This is a genomic window from Congregibacter sp. (assembly GCF_045107095.1).
GTDB lineage: Bacteria > Pseudomonadota > Gammaproteobacteria > Pseudomonadales > Halieaceae > Congregibacter.
Genome location: NZ_JBGCFU010000026.1, coordinates 12,282 through 28,667 on the forward strand (window position 1 = coordinate 12,282; position 16,386 = coordinate 28,667).

General features: G+C 56.2%; 15 protein-coding genes. 14 read left to right on the plus strand and 1 reads right to left on the minus strand.

Annotation, left to right across the window (positions count from 1 at the left end; genetic code table 11):
• Window positions 1-9: 9 nt before the first annotated feature.
• Window positions 10-990 (minus strand): malate dehydrogenase, encoded by a 981-nt coding sequence (locus tag AB8B76_RS05120; protein ID WP_405270907.1) that lies wholly within the window; start codon window positions 988-990, stop codon window positions 10-12.
• Window positions 991-1,145: 155 nt separating this feature from the next.
• On the opposite strand from AB8B76_RS05120, the gene ttcA reads away from it, so the two are divergent.
• The 14 genes from ttcA (at window position 1,146) to AB8B76_RS05190 (ending at window position 16,327) form a co-directional block, all read left to right on the plus strand.
• Window positions 1,146-2,003 carry a tRNA 2-thiocytidine(32) synthetase TtcA gene (gene ttcA, locus AB8B76_RS05125; RefSeq protein ID WP_405270909.1) on the plus strand — a complete coding sequence of 286 codons (858 nt, stop codon included), beginning with the start codon at window positions 1,146-1,148 and terminating at the stop codon, window positions 2,001-2,003.
• A gap of 3 nt (window positions 2,004-2,006) precedes the next feature.
• Window positions 2,007-2,612 (plus strand): cytochrome c biogenesis heme-transporting ATPase CcmA, encoded by a 606-nt coding sequence (gene ccmA, locus AB8B76_RS05130; protein ID WP_405270911.1) that lies wholly within the window; start codon window positions 2,007-2,009, stop codon window positions 2,610-2,612.
• Entirely contained in the window at window positions 2,609-3,295 is a 687-nt protein-coding gene (gene ccmB / locus AB8B76_RS05135) for a heme exporter protein CcmB (RefSeq protein ID WP_405270913.1), read from the plus strand. Before ccmA ends, ccmB begins: the two co-directional genes overlap by 4 nt.
• A gap of 89 nt (window positions 3,296-3,384) precedes the next feature.
• Window positions 3,385-4,125 (plus strand): heme ABC transporter permease, encoded by a 741-nt coding sequence (locus AB8B76_RS05140; RefSeq protein ID WP_405270915.1) that lies wholly within the window; start codon window positions 3,385-3,387, stop codon window positions 4,123-4,125.
• Window position 4,126: 1 nt separating this feature from the next.
• On the plus strand, window positions 4,127-4,330 hold the full coding sequence (gene ccmD / locus AB8B76_RS05145) for a heme exporter protein CcmD (protein ID WP_405270917.1): 204 nt from the start codon (window positions 4,127-4,129) through the stop codon (window positions 4,328-4,330).
• Window positions 4,331-4,334: 4 nt separating this feature from the next.
• On the plus strand, window positions 4,335-4,778 hold the full coding sequence (ccmE, locus tag AB8B76_RS05150) for a cytochrome c maturation protein CcmE (protein ID WP_405270919.1): 444 nt from the start codon (window positions 4,335-4,337) through the stop codon (window positions 4,776-4,778).
• Entirely contained in the window at window positions 4,775-6,757 is a 1,983-nt protein-coding gene (locus AB8B76_RS05155; RefSeq protein WP_405270921.1) for a heme lyase CcmF/NrfE family subunit, read from the plus strand. The genes ccmE and AB8B76_RS05155 overlap by 4 nt, the downstream gene beginning before the upstream one ends.
• On the plus strand, window positions 6,741-7,280 hold the full coding sequence (locus AB8B76_RS05160; protein WP_405270923.1) for a DsbE family thiol:disulfide interchange protein: 540 nt from the start codon (window positions 6,741-6,743) through the stop codon (window positions 7,278-7,280). The genes AB8B76_RS05155 and AB8B76_RS05160 overlap by 17 nt, the downstream gene beginning before the upstream one ends.
• Window positions 7,280-7,777 (plus strand): cytochrome c-type biogenesis protein CcmH, encoded by a 498-nt coding sequence (locus AB8B76_RS05165; protein WP_405270925.1) that lies wholly within the window; start codon window positions 7,280-7,282, stop codon window positions 7,775-7,777. The genes AB8B76_RS05160 and AB8B76_RS05165 overlap by 1 nt, the downstream gene beginning before the upstream one ends.
• Window positions 7,774-8,967, plus strand: a complete 1,194-nt coding sequence (locus AB8B76_RS05170) for a tetratricopeptide repeat protein (protein ID WP_405270927.1) — start codon at window positions 7,774-7,776, stop codon at window positions 8,965-8,967. Before AB8B76_RS05165 ends, AB8B76_RS05170 begins: the two co-directional genes overlap by 4 nt.
• A gap of 150 nt (window positions 8,968-9,117) precedes the next feature.
• Window positions 9,118-12,618 carry a chromosome segregation protein SMC gene (smc, locus tag AB8B76_RS05175; RefSeq protein ID WP_405270929.1) on the plus strand — a complete coding sequence of 1,167 codons (3,501 nt, stop codon included), beginning with the start codon at window positions 9,118-9,120 and terminating at the stop codon, window positions 12,616-12,618.
• Window positions 12,619-12,678: 60 nt separating this feature from the next.
• Window positions 12,679-13,647 (plus strand): cell division protein ZipA, encoded by a 969-nt coding sequence (zipA, locus tag AB8B76_RS05180; protein ID WP_405270930.1) that lies wholly within the window; start codon window positions 12,679-12,681, stop codon window positions 13,645-13,647.
• Window positions 13,648-13,655: 8 nt separating this feature from the next.
• The gene (ligA, locus tag AB8B76_RS05185) at window positions 13,656-15,680 is read left to right on the plus strand and encodes an NAD-dependent DNA ligase LigA (RefSeq protein ID WP_405270932.1); all 2,025 of its coding nucleotides are present in this window, start codon (window positions 13,656-13,658) and stop codon (window positions 15,678-15,680) included.
• Window positions 15,677-16,327 (plus strand): transglycosylase SLT domain-containing protein, encoded by a 651-nt coding sequence (locus tag AB8B76_RS05190; RefSeq protein ID WP_405270933.1) that lies wholly within the window; start codon window positions 15,677-15,679, stop codon window positions 16,325-16,327. The genes ligA and AB8B76_RS05190 overlap by 4 nt, the downstream gene beginning before the upstream one ends.
• Window positions 16,328-16,386 lie beyond the last annotated feature (59 nt).

Genomic DNA, 16,386 nt, shown 5'->3' on the forward strand with positions numbered 1-16,386 from the left:
AGCCGTTACTTACGGAAGAAGATCTGCAACCGCATCACGCTCTTCTGTGAGCTCCTGCTCTGTAGCCTGCATTCGCCCACGGCTGAAGTCATTTACCTCAAGGCCCTGCACGATGCTCCAATCACCGCCACTGCAGCGGCAAGGGAAGGAGTAGATCAGTCCTTCAGCGATGCCGTAGGAGCCATCGGAATAAACACCCATAGAAACCCAGTCTCCATCGGCGGTACCGAGTGCCCAGTCGCGCATGTGATCAATGGCGGCGTTAGCGGCGGACGCCGCAGAGGACGCGCCTCGCGCCTTAATGATGGCCGCACCACGTTGCTGTACGGTGGGAATGAAATCGTCCTCGTACCACTGTTGATCTACCGCATCTACCGCGACGCTGCCGTTGACTGTGGCGTGGTGGAGATCTGGGTATTGGGTGGCAGAGTGATTTCCCCACACAGTCATTGTGCTAACTGCTGTGACCGGGGCATCAAGCTTTTGCGCAATCTGGGTTTTTGCCCGGTTGTGATCCAGCCGCATCATGGCCGTGAAGTTACGTGGGTCAATGTCTGGAGCATTCCGCTGTGTGATAAGCGCATTAGTGTTGGCAGGGTTGCCCACAACCAGAACACGGATATCGCGGCTTGCATGATCGTTGATGGCCTTGCCCTGTACCGAGAAAATCGCGGCGTTGGCCTCTAATAAGTCCTTTCTCTCCATGCCAGGGCCGCGAGGGCGAGCACCTACGAGGAGAGCGTAATCAGCATCCTTGAAGCCCACATTGGGATCGTCGGTGCAGACAATGCCGGCCAGCAGTGGGAAGGCGCAATCGTCCAGCTCCATGCGAACACCCTCGAGGGCATCCATGGCCGGGGTGATATCCAAAAGGTGCAGAATGACGGGTTGATCGTCACCCAGCATAGCGCCAGACGCGATACGGAAAAGGAGTGCGTAGCCAATTTGGCCGGCTGCGCCGGTGACTGTGACGCGAACAGGTGCTTTCATAGGAAACCTCTGGTGTTGGAACTAGGGGAAAAATTACGCCGCGCATTGTCGGCATTACGCCCGAAAAAGACAAGTTGCTCTGATAAGCGGTGCTGGACCTCCCCAGCGCTGGACGAGTACCATGCGCGCGTGTTCCAAACAGGGTTTTCATCGCGATGAACCGCGACCCGCGACGCTCCAAAACCGAGTTCAATAAGCTGCATAAGCGCCTTCGACGTCAGGTCGGACAGGCGATTGTAGATTTCGACATGATTCGCGATGGCGAACGCATCATGGTGTGTTTGTCGGGCGGCAAAGACTCCTACGCAATGCTCGATATCTTGCAAAACCTTCAGCGAAGCGCGCCTGTGGATTTTGAGCTCATTGTCGTGCACATGGATCAGAAGCAGCCGGGGTATCCACCGGAGATACTTCCAGCGTATCTGGATAAGCAAAATATCGAGTACCACATCCTCGAAAAAGACACCTACAGCGTAGTGAAGTCCGTCATTCCTGAGGGCAAGACGACCTGTGGCCTGTGCTCTCGCCTAAGACGGGGGACCTTGTATGGCTTTGCTGAAGAAATTGGTGCGACCCGCATAGCGCTGGGACATCATCGAGACGATATTGTAGAGACCCTGTTCCTCAATATGTTTTTTGGTGGAAGCCTGAAAGCTATGCCTCCGAAGCTCCTGTCTGATGATGGCAAGAATGTGGTTATTCGGCCGATGGCCTACTGCAAAGAAGCTGATCTTGAGCGTTACGCTCAGGAAATGGCTTTCCCTATTATTCCCTGCAACCTGTGTGGATCGCAGGATAATTTGCAGCGTCAGGCCATTAAGAAAATGCTTGTCGATTGGGATCGCCAGTATCCGGGACGCACCGAGACGATTTTTAAGGCTATTAGCAACGTGTCTCCCTCGCAATTGGCAGATCGCGATTTGTTCGACTTCGCTAGTTTAAATGCGGCAGACCCGATCCAGTCTGAAGAGTTTGAGGCGGCGTTCTCGCGAATCAACGCGGTAAACCTTTAACGCATGAGCGCATCAATCCTGCTCGAAGCAGCCGACCTCGGGATTGAGCGAGGTGGTCGTCAGCTATTTTCGCGGTTTTCCTTTTCTCTTAGTGCGGGAGATATCGTGCATCTTCGGGGGGAAAACGGTGCGGGCAAAACGAGTTTGTTGCGCATGCTGGCGGGTTTGTCGCGCTACGGTTTTGATGGGCAGGTGCAACGGCATGCCGCTTGTTTATATCTCGGACATCAAAGCGCGGTGAAAGGGCTTCTCAGCCCACGGGAAAACCTTCACTGGCATCCATCGGGCGAGGCTTTTCCCGATGACGCAGCGATCGACGCGGCCCTCGCCGAGGTCGGTCTCTTTGGCTACGAAGATGTTCCCGCGGGACAACTGTCTGCCGGGCAACAACGTCGGGTAGATCTTGCGCGCTTGTATCTTAGTCAGCGGCCGTTGTGGTTGCTTGATGAACCATTCACGGCGATTGACACGAAGGGCGTGGAGCGTTTGCAGCAACGTTTTATCGCGCACGCGGAGCGCGGTGGTGCGGTATTACTGAGCTCACACCAGATGCTCGATGCGACGGTGAATGCTCGTGTACTGGAAATCGCTGCCGGGGCAGCCCAATGACGTCCGGAAACAATGCCGGAGTTTACACAGCATTGCTCCGGCGTCAGCTAACCCTCGCTTTACGGCGCCCCGTGCAGCTTCTCAATCCGGCGCTGTTTTTCGCTATTGTCGTTGTGTTGTTTCCTTTAGGCCTGGGCCCGTCTCCGGAAACGCTGTCGTTGTTTGCCGGAGGGATTCTCTGGATCGTGGCGCTTTTGGCTAACATGTTAGGCGCCGAGACGCTTTTTCAAAGTGATTACGACGATGGATCCCTCGATCAGCTATTAATTGCTGACCAAGCTCTCTACTTCCTGGTCATGCCTTATCTTTTAGTACATTGGATGATCAGCGGCTTGGTTCTTGCGCTGCTGTCGCCACTTTTTGCCCTCATGCTTGGTTTGCCCCCATCGGGCGTGCTTGTGCTGATGGCGTCGTTGGCACTGGGGTCCGGGGTTATGAGCGTTTTGGGCGCGATCGGAGCCGCACTTACGGTGGGTTTGCGCCGCGGGGGAATGTTGGTGGCTTTTCTGGTAACACCCTTTTACATGCCGGTTCTTATTTTCGGTGCAGGGGCGGTGCGAGCGGCGGTTGATGGGCTGGCCTATGGGCCTTATCTGGCGTTGTTGGGAGCGATGTTTTCTCTGGCGCTAGCTTTGGGGCCGGCAGCGGTTGCGGCAGCCCTAAGAATCTCAGCGGATGCCTGAGGCTGCGGCGGGTGTCCTGCTGTCCTTTCTGCTGCCATTAAGGCTCCGTTTACTTTGTTCCCACTGTTGGCCCCGAGTATAATTCGAGCATGTGGACGTTCTTTCATAAGTTGGGTTCTCCCCCTTGGCTTTACGGCATCGCCGGTAGCATTTTGCGCTGGCTTTTGCCGCTGGCGCTCGTCGCGCTTGGAATAGGGGTGGTGTGGGGACTGCTTTATACAGCCCCCGACTTTCGGCAGGGCAATAGCTACCGAATCATTTATATCCACGTGCCCGCCGCCGTGGTGGCCTTGGCTGGCTATTACGTCATGGCTATTGCTGGCGCCGTAAGTTTGGTTTGGAAGATGAAAATGGCGGACGTCGCCATGTTGGCGGCAGCTCCAGTAGGGGCGGCACTGACCTTTGTGGCTCTGGTGACCGGCTCTATATGGGGTAAGCCCACCTGGGGCACCTGGTGGGTGTGGGACGCAAGAATCACCTCAATGTTGATACTGTTGTTTCTATACCTGGGCGTCATGGCGCTCTACGAGGCCTACGACAACAAGGCCGCGGCGGCGAGAGCCTGTGCGATTCTGGCTCTGGTGGGCACGGTAAACATTCCCATCATCTACAAGTCTGTGGATTGGTGGTACAGCCTCCATCAACCCGCATCCATCAAATTTACCGGCGAGAGCACCATAGACCCCAGCATGCTCTACCCGTTACTGCTGTGTATCGTGTCGTTCTACCTGTTATTTACCTGCGCTTTGCTTGCCAATATGCGTGCGGAGATATTGCATCGAGAGCGTCGCACCGGCTGGGTACAGCGTTTGGTAGGAGAGGGCGGCTGACATGTACTTTGATAGCGTCAGTGCAGCCTTAGCAATGGACGGACATGGTCCCTATGTGTGGGCGGCCTATGGGTTAAGCCTGGCGGTGATTGCAATGCTTATCATGGCGCCCGTCCTTCGAAAACGACGCTTGCTACGAGAGTTGCGGGGCGAGTACCGCCGTCGGCAGCAGTCTGAGTCAGCCTCTAGCGTGGAGTTATCCTGAACTAATGCATCCAGTCCGCAAGCAACGCCTTTGGGTGGTTCTCAGTATTGTGCTGTTCTCTTCGGCGGCAATTGGGCTTGCTACCTACGCCCTGCGTGGAAACATAAACCTGTTTTATCCACCGGTTGAAGTCGCCGCAGGGAAGGCTCCTGTAGACACCCCCATCCGTGTGGGAGGGATGGTCGTCGATGGGAGCGTTCAGCGCTCCGATACGTCCCTGGAAATGCGTTTTTCAGTAACGGATTATCGAGCGACGGTTGAGGTGGTTTACGAGGGTATTCTTCCGGATCTCTTTGCTGAAGGAGAGGGTGTGGTGGCCTCTGGACGTCTCGGCGCGGACGGTGTCCTCCGCGCCGATGAAGTTCTGGCAAAGCATGACGAGAACTACATGCCCCCGGAAGTCGCCGAGGCGTTGAAGAACAGCGCCACCGCTGGAGTCAGTCAATGATTCCTGAGTTGGGTCACTTTGCTCTGGTCATCGCCCTCCTGATGTCCGTTGCTTTGACGATTGTTCCGTTGTGGGGGACATGGCGGGGTAACTACGCCGCCATGCGTTTGGCACCGACACTCGCGACTGCGGTAACGGTGTTTTGCCTGATTAGCTTCGTCTGTTTGGCTATCGCCTTTTTACAAGACGACTTCTCCGTGAAGGTCGTCGCGTCAAACAGCAATAGCCTGTTACCCCCTATTTATAAATTCTCCGCCGTATGGGGGAACCATGAAGGCTCCTTGCTCCTATGGGTGCTTATTTTGTCGTTCTGGCTTGCAGCGGTAGCTACCTTCAGCCGGGGCTTACCTACGGTGATGCTCGCTCGTGTTCTGTCGGTTATGGGCTTTATCGGCGTTGGTTTTACTTCTTTCTCGCTCTTCACATCGAATCCGTTTGAACGCCTGTTGCCAGGGGTTCCCGCCGATGGCAACGATCTCAACCCCTTGCTGCAGGATCCGGGGCTAATCATCCATCCCCCTCTGCTCTATATGGGATACGTGGGCTTCAGTGTCGCGTTTGCCTTCGCGGTGGCGGCCCTCATGGGAGGCCGTCTTGATGCCGCTTGGGCGCGGTGGTCGAGGCCGTGGACGAATGTCGCGTGGGCGTTTTTGAGCCTGGGAATTATGCTGGGCAGCTGGTGGGCCTACTACGAACTTGGTTGGGGCGGTTGGTGGTTTTGGGATCCGGTAGAGAATGCGTCGTTCATGCCGTGGCTAGCGGGCACCGCGCTTATTCATTCTCTTGCCGCGACAGAGAAGCGGGGCCTGTTTAAGAGTTGGACGGTGCTTCTGGCTATTTTTGCCTTTTCTCTGAGTCTCCTAGGGACGTTTTTAGTGCGCTCCGGTGTCCTTACCTCGGTACACGCGTTTGCAGCGGATCCCGAGCGTGGACTGTTTATTCTGGTCTTTCTCGCACTGGTCGTAGGCGGTTCTCTTACCCTTTATGCGGTGCGCGCGCCCTCGGTGAGGAGTCGCATCGGTTTTGGAACGGTTTCTCGAGAGTCACTGTTGCTTGTCAACAACGTTGTGTTTCTCGTGGCGACTCTGACAGTACTCTTTGGAACACTGTTTCCCTTGTTGATGGACGCTCTAGGGCAGGGCAAGTATTCCGTGGGTGCTCCCTACTTCAACGCTGTGTTTGTTCCCCTCATGGCCTGCCTGGTGCCGTTTATGGGTGTGGGGCCTATCTCCAAATGGCGTGATGACAGTGTCTATCGCTGGCGCAGCCGCATGCTTGTGCCCGCGGTTGTGGTTCTCGCCTGCGGTGTCAGTCTTCCTCTTTTGAGTGACCAGGGCTACAACCTTTGGGTCGCGTTGGCGGTCGTGCTGGCGGGATGGTTGCTTGCCGGGCTCGTTCAGGATTTTCGTGAACGCTCGCGCAACAGCTCCAGTGTGCTGCGAGCCCTGCGTCGCCAGTCCCCCAGTTACTGGGGCATGGTTATGGCTCATTGTGGCTTTGCGATGGCAATTATTGGTGTCATTGCGACATCTCAGTACAGCATCGAACGCGATCTACGTATGGCGCCGGGAGACTCAGAAACCCTTGCGGGTTATCGCTTCGAGTTTATAGAGACAGTGCGTCTGCGCGGCGCGAACTATCTAGCCGACGGCGCTCGCTTCGAGGTGTATCGAGATACCCAACAAGTCAGCACGATGCTTGCAGAAAAGCGTCGCTATCTGGCGTCAGGTTCGGTCATGACCGAAGCAGCTATCGATGGCGGTTTGTTTCGAGATCTTTATGTGGCCATGGGGGAGCCCGTGGGTGATGAAGGGGCCTGGGCAATACGCTTGCATTACAAACCTATGGTGCGATGGATGTGGTTGGGCGCGATATTTATGGGAGCGGGAGGCTTGCTCACCGTGACGGATCGCCGCTACCGCCGTCAGGTAACTCAGGGCAGCAGTGTGTCGGGGGCATCGAATGTCGTCCAGGCTTAAACTGTTTGTCCCTCTAGGTCTGTTTTTGCTTCTGGCCGTGCTGCTTTTTCGAGGCTTGTCTCTGGATCCTCAAGCCCTCCCTTCGGCACTCATTGATAAGCCTCTCCCAGCGTTTACGTTGCCTGCACTCAGTGATGAGCAACCTTTGACAGACGCTGATCTTGTGGGGGCGCCCTTGCTGCTCAACGTTTGGGCGACCTGGTGTATCTCTTGTCGCGTCGAGCATCCCTATCTCCAGCGCTTAGCTGATACGGGGGTGCTGATTTACGGGGTGAACTACAAGGACGATTCAACAGCGGCGCGGGGCTGGCTGGAACAGCTGGGTGATCCCTATCGTGACAGCATAGTGGATGCTCAAGGCACCCTGGGTCTTGATCTTGGAGTCTACGGTGCACCGGAGACCTACTTCGTCGACGCCAAAGGTGTGATTCGCTACCGCCACGTGGGTGTCATTGACGAGCGTGTGTGGACGGGGCGTTTAAAGGCTATTTATGACGCGCTGGCAACGCCAAGCGACTCCTGATGTTTAAAGAGGTTTTCCCCATGCGCTTTGGCATCGTCGCGTTACTGTTGAGTGCTCTGTGGTCAACACCGAGCCTTGCCGTCATAGAGACTTACGAGTTTTCGAGCCCGCAACTGGAAGAGCGCTACCGAGCCCTGAGCCAGGAGCTTCGGTGCCCCAAGTGCCAGAATCAGAATATCGCGGACTCCAACGCACCCATTTCCCAGGACCTTCGCGCCCTTGTTTATGCACAGTTAGAGGAAGGCGCAACTGACGAGGCTATTCTTGACGATATGGTGGCCCGCTACGGTGAGTTTGTCCGTTATCGGCCAGATACTCGCGGTGCGGCCATGTGGCTTTGGCTAGCCCCTGCGCTCATGCTTGCCGCGGGTGTTGTATTGCTTTTCTTGCTGCTGCGAAGGGGCCGGGGTGGTGCCAAGCCCAGTGAGGAGCCTCTCACGGAAGAAGAGCGTGAGCGGCTGGAGCAGATGATTAGCGGTAAGGGTAATACTCCATGACGGGGTTTCTTTTCGGGGCTACTGTACTGTGCCTCATTGCAGCGGGACTCCTATTGTTTCGTAAAAGCAGCGCACCTCGCGCCGCTGATGCCAGCGACCCCAACCTGGGTTGGTATGTACAGCGCGAAAGAGAGCTTGAGGGTGAAGATGCGCAGCTCCTCGATGATGCTCGCTTACGCCTTCTGGAAGACGCCGGGGCAGGAGACGTAGCGGCTGAGCTCAATGATTCTGGTGTCAGGCGACTGGGGTTTGTGCTGCTCGTTTCGGTGATGCTAGTTGCGGGGCTGATCTACCAGCAAACGGGTTCGATGGAAGACGTGCTGATCTACGAGGAGCTGAGTCAGCTCACGCCTGAGGATTCTGACGCTACGCGAGAAGCGCTTCTCTCTCGTATCGCACAGCGAAGCCGCGCCCGTGAAGATAACCTCCAATACCTGGGTCTCCTTGGGCAACTGTATATGGCCGGTGAAAACTTCCCGGCAGCCATGGAGAGTTTTGCTCTCCTCGCTGAGAAGGCTCCGGAGGACCCACAAGCGTTGGCCATGGCTGCGCAAGCACGTTTTCTGGCATCGGATAGGCAGTTAGATGAAGAAGCTCAGCTACTGGCGGAACGTGCGCTGGCTGTGGATCCGGGGCAGCGTACTGCCTTGGGCTTGCTGGGTATGGCCTCTTTTGAGGTGGGCGCTTTCGGTACCGCTGTAAATTACTGGAGCAGGCTTCAGGCACAGGAGGAGGCGGGCTCTCCGGGATATGAAATGCTTGCTCAGGCAATAGCGGTGGCTCAGGAGCGCGGTGGTCTCGCATCCTCGGTTGCGCCAACTGAGGAGCTGGTTCAGTCCACATCGGGTATTTCCGTTTCTCTGTCGCTTCCAGAGGGAGAAGCTTTGGATCCACAGACTAGTGTTTTCGTGTTCGCACGGCCCGCTGGCGCGGCAGGTGGTATGCCCATTGCGGTGCGCCGTTTGCAGGTAGCGCAGCTTCCCATCAGCTTTCGCTTGAGTGATGGCGATTCCATGGCGGGCCAATTGCTTAGTGAGGCCGGGGAGGTCGTCGTTTCAGCCCAGATCTCACTGAATGGGCAGCCCGGTGCAGCGAACGCTGCCTATACGGGAGCTGCGGAGCCAATCTCTGCAGGAGGCGACGATGCGGTTATTCAGATCGAATGGAAAGCCGCTGGTCAGGGTGATTGAGCCTATTGCTCATCGGGCATAGTGTTATTCCCGCAAAGCAGATACACTATATCTAGTGGTCAGAATGTGTACATAGTTGCAAGCGCGCACCCATAAAATATAATAAATACCCATATGAATCATGCATTTACGAAGGAAAGTTAAAGTTAGATGCGTCTAAAGTCTATTAAGCTGGCAGGCTTCAAGTCCTTCGTGGATCCCACTGCTGTGCACTTCCCAAGCAATATGAGCGCTGTCGTTGGGCCCAATGGCTGCGGAAAGTCCAACATTATTGATGCCGTTCGCTGGGTAATGGGCGAGAGCTCTGCGAAGAACCTTCGCGGAGAATCAATGGCCGACGTTATTTTTAACGGATCGGGCAACCGTCAGCCCGTGGGCCAGGCATCCATTGAGTTGGTATTCGACAACAGCGATGGCGGTGTTGGAGGTGAGTATGCAAGCTACGCCGAGATCGGTATTCGGCGTCAGGTAACTCGAGACGGGCAGTCCGAGTACTTTTTAAACGGCACCAAGTGCCGACGACGAGACATCACCGATATCTTTTTGGGCACCGGTCTTGGGCCGCGCAGTTACGCGATCATCGAGCAGGGCATGATTTCACGCCTGATTGAATCCAAGCCGGAAGAGCTACGGATTTTTATCGAAGAAGCAGCGGGTATATCCAAGTATAAAGAACGGCGCAGAGAAACTGAGTCGAGGATGCGTCGCACCCTCGAAAACCTCGAGCGTTTAACCGATCTGCGCGACGAGCTGGAGCGGCAACTACAACACCTCCAGCGGCAGTCACAGGCGGCAGAGAAGTACAAAAACCTGAAGGCTGAAGAGCGTGCTCTCAAGCAGCAGTTGATGGCGGCGCAGCTACGCGATCTTCAGGCACAGCACGCCGCGGCCGCGCACGAAGTTGGCGAGCACGAAGTGCGCCTGGAAGCGGTGTATGCGGACCAACAGCGCGTGGACACGGCTCTGGAACAGCATCGTCTCACCCACAGTGAACGCAACGACGCGTTGGTAGAGGTGCAGGGGCGTTTCTATGCCATTGGTGCCGAGGTAAGCCGCGTTGAACAGGAGATCCGTTACCAGGGCGAGAAAGCTGAACAGATTAACGACGACTTGCGGAGCACCGAGGTTGGGCTGCAGCAGGCAAAGGCGCATCTTGAAGAAGACGGCGACCGCCTGGCTGGCTGGGAAGAGGAGCTGGCGACTTTGGGGCCAGCTCTTGAGTCACAGCGCAGTACTGCTGCGAGCGCCAGTGCAGCGTTGGCGGATGCTGAAGCCAAGATGCAGTCCTGGCAGACGGATTGGGACGAGTTTAATCAAAAGGCCGCAGTTCCCCGGCAGCAGGCCGAGGTGCAGCAGTCGCGCATACAACACCTTGAGCACTCGTTGACACGTCTGCAGAAGCGCCTCGAGCAGCTGGATCAGGAGCGCGCGTCGCAGAACGACGGCGAAGCTGTCGAGATTCTGAATGGTCTGCACGGTGAGTTAGAGATTGCCAATCAGGTGACAGAGGAGCTCGCCGAAAAGCTCCAGGGCTTTGAGGGCGATGTTACGCAGCTGCGCAGCCAGCGCCGTGAACGGCAGGAAGAGCTCAACACGGTTAGATCCAGCTTGCAGATACAACGCGGCCGGGAAGCTTCGCTGGAGGCTCTTCAGCAGGCAGCTAAAGAGCGCGCGGAAGGGGGCAAAGTTGGTGATTGGCTTCGTCAAAGAGGTCTTAGTGATAACCCTCGTCTATTGGATGACCTGCACGTTGAGGAGCGGTGGCAGCACGCGGTAGAAGTGGTGCTGGGCAGCGCTTTACAAGGTGTGTGTGTTGACAGCGTCGATTCATTGGAAGGCGCACTGGGTGAATTGGCAAGCGGTGATCTGACCCTGTTCGAGGCATCTGCCAACACCGCTTACGCAGAGAACTCACTCGCAGCGAAACTTCGTGGCGAAAGTGGCGCGCGTGGGTTGCTGGCCGGCGTTCGCTGCGTCGAGACGAGCGCCGAAGCCTTGGCGAATCGTGCGTCCCTTGATCCTGGTGAGTCTCTTATCACTCCCGATGGGAGATGGTTCGGTCGTAACTGGATCCGCTCACTCAAAGGGGGCGAAAGTGAATCAGGTCTGATTGCCCGGCAGCAGGAACTGGAGGCGCTGAGTTCGGAAATTGAACAGCTTAGCGAAGCAGAGTTAGCGGCAAAGTCCGATCTTGCTAACAGTGAAGAGCGTCTGGCGACTGCGGAGCAGCAGCTCAAAGCCACACGCGCGGAGTCAGATAACGCGGCTCGAACACGATCGGATGTTTTGTCCCGGGTGCGCGCCGAGGAAGCCAAGCAGGAGCAGGTCCTTGCACGTCGAGAGCGTCTCGATCACGAGGTGACCGAACTGCGCGCTCAATTCGAACAGGAACAAAGTGCTATTGGCGAAGCACGCAACAAGCTTTCATCCGCTATCGAAACGATGGATGGGAATACGGCAGATCGAGAGGCCAGGCTGGCACTGCGCGATGGGTTGCGCAGTGCCCTGGATGCCGTTCGTAGCGAGGCGCACCAAAGTCGTGACGCATCTCATCAGGCCGCGCTCCGCCATCAATCATTGGTTACGCAGAGTGAGACGATTCGCAGCGCGCTGGTTCGTAGCAAAGAGCAGGTTGAGCGTCTCGGCGAGCGTCTTGAGACTTTGCGCGGCGCGCGCCTTGAAAACGACGAGCCCCTCGAAGGTTTGCGAGAAAACCTCGAAGAGCAGTTAGCACTCCGGCTTGAGTCCGAAACGCGACTGACGACTGCTCGTCAGGCTCTTGCAGATATAGAGCATACCTTGCGCGAGGCGGAGCAAGAGCGAATGCAGATCGAGCAACGTGCTGCGAGCCTGCGTGAGAAACTTGAGTCGCGGCGCTTTGCTGTTCAAGGTCTGGAGCATCAGCAAAACACGATGCAGGGTCAGCTCGAAGAATTGGGCGGCAATCTTGAGACCTTGCTTGCAGAACTACCCGACGAGGTAGATATGTCAGCATGGCAAGGCGAGTTGGAGCGCTACGCTAATCGTATTGCCAGATTGGGCCCTATCAACCTCGCCGCAGTCGATGAGTATCAGCAACAGTCCGAGCGGAAGCGTTACCTCGATGCGCAAAATGAAGACCTTGAGTCTGCCCTCGCAACCCTTGAGGCGGCGATTCGAAAAATCGACAAAGAAACCCGGAATCGATTCAAAGACACCTTTGATCAGGTAAACGCGGGCCTTCAGGAATTGTTCCCAAAAGTCTTTGGTGGCGGTGCAGCGAGTCTCGAGATGACAGGCGAGGATTTGCTGGATACCGGGGTATCTATTCTTGCGCAACCACCGGGAAAGAAGAACAGCACCATCCATCTCCTTTCAGGTGGAGAAAAAGCCCTCACCGCGATCGCGTTGGTATTTTCGATATTTCAGCTCAACCCCGCGCCATTTTGTATGTTGGACGAGGTCGATGCGCCATTGGATGATGCTAACGTGGGCCGTTACGCACGTATGGTCAAAGAAATGTCTGAAAAGGTGCAGTTCGTCTTTATTACTCACAACAAAATCACCATGGAAATGGCAGATCAGCTCATGGGTGTGACGATGCATGAGCCCGGTGTCTCGCGTTTGGTGACCGTTGATGTAGAAGAAGCCGCAGAGTTGGCGGCGAGCTAGAATTACGCGAGCGCCCTGGCGCGTTTGACTCATAGATGTTGGGGAGGAGTAAACAAGCCCGTGCCTGAAGTAACTTTGCGCGACGGAATGGTACTAGTCGGGAGTCTTTTGATTCTCGCGGTGATGATTGACGCTTGGCGAAGAATGCGCAGCCAGCAGCGGGAACGTGTGCGCATGAAGCTTGCGCCAGAGAGCGAAGGGTCTGAGCCCGCTGATGATCTTGCGGTGTTTCGTGAACTGCCTAATGGTGGCGCGAGAATCGTTAGCCGCGCAGATCTCCTTGGAAGCGACGGCCTGGGTCCATCCAGCGACAACCCTGCAGCCACGCCGTCACCTTCACTCACCCCATCACCATCACGTTCTTCTCCGGCTACATCCCAAGGCGCTGCGACGATAGAGAGTCCTGGCGACGCAGCTGAGGCGGATGCCGCGGCTAGTGAATCGCCTGCAGCGACGGCAGAAGCCAACGATAGTTTGTCGTCGTTGGCGGGAATGCGCGCAGACAACGGCGAGCCGAGTAATCTCGACTGGCTGAATGATATTCCTTCGGAAGATGAGCTTGATGCGCCAGTGGTTACGGATACCCCGTCGCCTGTGGAAACGGAAGTCATTATTCTTCACGTGATGTCCCGCGACAGCGAGGGCTTTTCCGGTAAGGATATTTTGGAGATTTTGCTGGCCTGCGACTTGCGCTTCGGCGATATGAACTTTTTTCACAGGCATGAGCAGCAGGCCGGTCGCGGGCCCATACAGTTCAGCGTGGCAAACATGCTGCAGCCAGGTGTTTTCGATATCGATAACATGGACGCAATGCTCACGCGTGGGCTGGTGTTTTTTATTACGCTGCCCGGTCCTGAGGATATGACGCAGGCCTTTGACTACATGCTCGAGACTGCTCGGGTGGTTGCACGAAACCTGGGTGGAGAGCTGTTGGATGAATCCCGAAGCGTACTCACAACCCAAGCCGTGGAGCATTCCCGGCAGCAGATTCGCGAGCTTGAACGCCGACTACTAGCCCAGCGAGGCTAGCGATCAGCATGGCCGAGGACGACATCAAAGACCGGGTCCAGAGCCTGCGTAAACAGCTTGAAGACTGGAATCACGAGTATTACGTGCTCGACGACCCCAGCGTTCCTGATCAGGATTACGACAAAGCACTTCGAGAGCTTCAGGAGCTTGAGGGTAAGTATCCTGAGTTAGAAGACTCTGCCTCTCCCACGCAAAGGGTCGGTGCAGCGCCCTTAAGCGAGTTCGAAAGCGTCGAGCATCCCATGCCCATGCTGTCTTTGGACAACGCCTTCAGTGACGACGAGCTCGGTGCTTTTCTCACTCGTGTGGTTGATCGATTGGATGTGGACTCAATTCCTGAGTTGGTGGCGGAGCCCAAACTCGACGGTATCGCGGTGAGCCTTATTTATCGTGAAGGCATTCTGGTTCGCGCGGCCACCCGAGGTGACGGCAGCTTTGGCGAGGACATTACACTTAATGTTCGCACCATCGGCTCGGTACCTCTGCGACTCCAGGGCGCGCAGTGGCCTCCAGAGGTGGAGATTCGGGGGGAGATATTTATGCCTCGAGCGGGGTTTGAGGCATTCAACGAGCAGGCCCGCCGTCTGGGGGAAAAGCCCTTCGTCAATCCTCGAAACGCCGCTGCGGGTTCTCTGCGGCAGCTCGATTCTCAGATAACGGCACGACGACCTCTCGAGTTTTGCGCCTACGCGTCGGGTCAGCACCCGGAAGAGGAGTGGCCTGGGTCTCACTGGGATGTTCTTCAGCTCTTTGCGAGTTGGGGAGTACCGATCAGTCGCTATGCTGAGCGCCTCGGGGGGCTCGCAGATTGCGTTGATTATTATCACCGCCTGGGTGAGCAGCGAGATGCCTTGAGCTTTGACATTGATGGGATCGTTTACAAAGTTAACGATTTTGCGGCCCAGAGGGAGCTTGGGTTTGTCGCGCGGGCACCCCGGTGGTCCATCGCCAGAAAGTTTCCTGCTCAGGAAGCGGTGACCAAGGTAACCGGTGTTGAGTTCCAGGTAGGTCGAACTGGGGCTATTACGCCTGTGGCACGCCTGGAGCCGGTGTTCGTGGGTGGGGTTACCGTCAGTAATGCCACACTCCACAACATGGATGAAATCGGGCGTTTAAACCTTCATCACGGTGACACGGTGGTGGTTCGCCGCGCGGGGGATGTAATCCCGCAGGTGGTTTCTGTGATTGCGGATCGACGCTTAAATGACGCCCCGTTGATACAAGCGCCGCCGGTGTGTCCTGTATGCTCTTCACCCGTAGAGCGGGTGGCCGGAGAAGCGACCCTTCGCTGTACGGGTGGGTTGGTTTGCGCGGCGCAGTTAAAAGCAGCGGTGCGGCATTTTGCCAGCCGTCGTGCCATGGATATTGACGGGCTCGGCGAGAAGATTGTTGAGCAATTTGTCGACCGCGGTCTGGTCCGAGACGTGGCAGATTTGTTTAAGCTCGATCAAGCCGCGCTAGTCTCTTTAGAGCGTATGGGAGAGAAGTCTGCGAGTAAATTGCTGGCCTCGATAGACGCCAGCCGACAAACGACTTTATCCCGATTCATTTTTGCCCTCGGAATTCGCGAAGTCGGGGAAGCAACGGCGCTGGCACTAGCTAATCACTTTGGCTCCCTGGAAGCGATCGGCGCTGCGAATCTTGAAGAGCTTCTAGAAGTATCCGATGTCGGCCCCGTGGTGGCGGAACACGTGCAGGCCTTTTTCAAAGCGAGTGCAAATCAAGAGGTTCTTGATGCGCTGTTAGCTGCGGGCGTCTCCTGGCCTAAAATCGTGGTAGCACAAAACACCTCGGGAGCACTCGACGGGCAAACATGGGTGGTTAGCGGAAAGCTCGAAAGTCAATCCAGAGACGAAGCAGAAGAAGCTCTACGCGCCTTGGGGGCGCGTACATCCAAATCCGTATCGGGGAAGACCAGCGTGCTCCTCGCAGGCCCCGGCGCCGGGAGTAAGTTGACTAAGGCTGAATCCTTGGGTGTTGAAGTCATCGACGAGCCTGAGTTTCTTAGGCGTGTGGAGGAGGCCAGTTCATGAAGCTGTCGCTCCTCAAAGCATCGACTCTCGATTCGATGCCGGGCGCCTTGCTGTCGTTTTCGTTGGTGCTCATGTTGCTGGGCGGCTGCGCTACGTCACCGCCGGCAGATGTGAACAACGTCTGCAATATCTTTGATGACAAGCGGGGCTGGTATGAGGATGCCAGAGATGCCGAAAAGGCCTGGAAGAGCTCAATTCCGGTGATGATGGCCATCGTCCATCAGGAATCTCGATTTGTCGCCAATGCAAAACCGCCACGGAAAAAGATTTTGGGCTTTATCCCCGGACCCCGGCCCTCAGATTCCTACGGTTATAGCCAGGCTCTGGAGTCGACCTGGGAAGGCTACCAGCGGTCGGCGGGTCGCTATGGCGCTGACAGAGATGATTTTGGAGACGCCATTGATTTTGTAGGCTGGTACAACCATCAATCGTATCGCCGAAACGGCATTCAAAAGAATGATGCCTATAGACTCTACCTGGCCTACCACGAAGGTCACGGAGGATATGAGAGAGCCACTTACCGTTCCAAGGACTGGTTGTTGGGTGTTGCCAGAAAAGTGTCGGACCGATCGGCCAGCTATGAGCGTCAGTTGGCAGGCTGCCGCGAGCGTCTCGAAAAGGGAAGGGGCTGGTTTGACTGGTTCTAAATATTACATTTCTGTGGCGAAAAGTCCGCCTACTGTCATCTTTGTGTCATACGAGGATT

Coding starts and splice junctions, on each gene's coding strand:
- AB8B76_RS05120 (WP_405270907.1), bottom strand. CDS start 990: ATGAAAGCACCTGTTCGCGTCACAGTCACCGGCGCAGCCGGCCAAATT.
- ttcA (WP_405270909.1), top strand. CDS start 1,146: ATGAACCGCGACCCGCGACGCTCCAAAACCGAGTTCAATAAGCTGCAT.
- ccmA (WP_405270911.1), top strand. CDS start 2,007: ATGAGCGCATCAATCCTGCTCGAAGCAGCCGACCTCGGGATTGAGCGA.
- ccmB (WP_405270913.1), top strand. CDS start 2,609: ATGACGTCCGGAAACAATGCCGGAGTTTACACAGCATTGCTCCGGCGT.
- AB8B76_RS05140 (WP_405270915.1), top strand. CDS start 3,385: ATGTGGACGTTCTTTCATAAGTTGGGTTCTCCCCCTTGGCTTTACGGC.
- ccmD (WP_405270917.1), top strand. CDS start 4,127: ATGTACTTTGATAGCGTCAGTGCAGCCTTAGCAATGGACGGACATGGT.
- ccmE (WP_405270919.1), top strand. CDS start 4,335: ATGCATCCAGTCCGCAAGCAACGCCTTTGGGTGGTTCTCAGTATTGTG.
- AB8B76_RS05155 (WP_405270921.1), top strand. CDS start 4,775: ATGATTCCTGAGTTGGGTCACTTTGCTCTGGTCATCGCCCTCCTGATG.
- AB8B76_RS05160 (WP_405270923.1), top strand. CDS start 6,741: ATGTCGTCCAGGCTTAAACTGTTTGTCCCTCTAGGTCTGTTTTTGCTT.
- AB8B76_RS05165 (WP_405270925.1), top strand. CDS start 7,280: ATGTTTAAAGAGGTTTTCCCCATGCGCTTTGGCATCGTCGCGTTACTG.
- AB8B76_RS05170 (WP_405270927.1), top strand. CDS start 7,774: ATGACGGGGTTTCTTTTCGGGGCTACTGTACTGTGCCTCATTGCAGCG.
- smc (WP_405270929.1), top strand. CDS start 9,118: ATGCGTCTAAAGTCTATTAAGCTGGCAGGCTTCAAGTCCTTCGTGGAT.
- ligA (WP_405270932.1), top strand. CDS start 13,656: ATGGCCGAGGACGACATCAAAGACCGGGTCCAGAGCCTGCGTAAACAG.
- AB8B76_RS05190 (WP_405270933.1), top strand. CDS start 15,677: ATGAAGCTGTCGCTCCTCAAAGCATCGACTCTCGATTCGATGCCGGGC.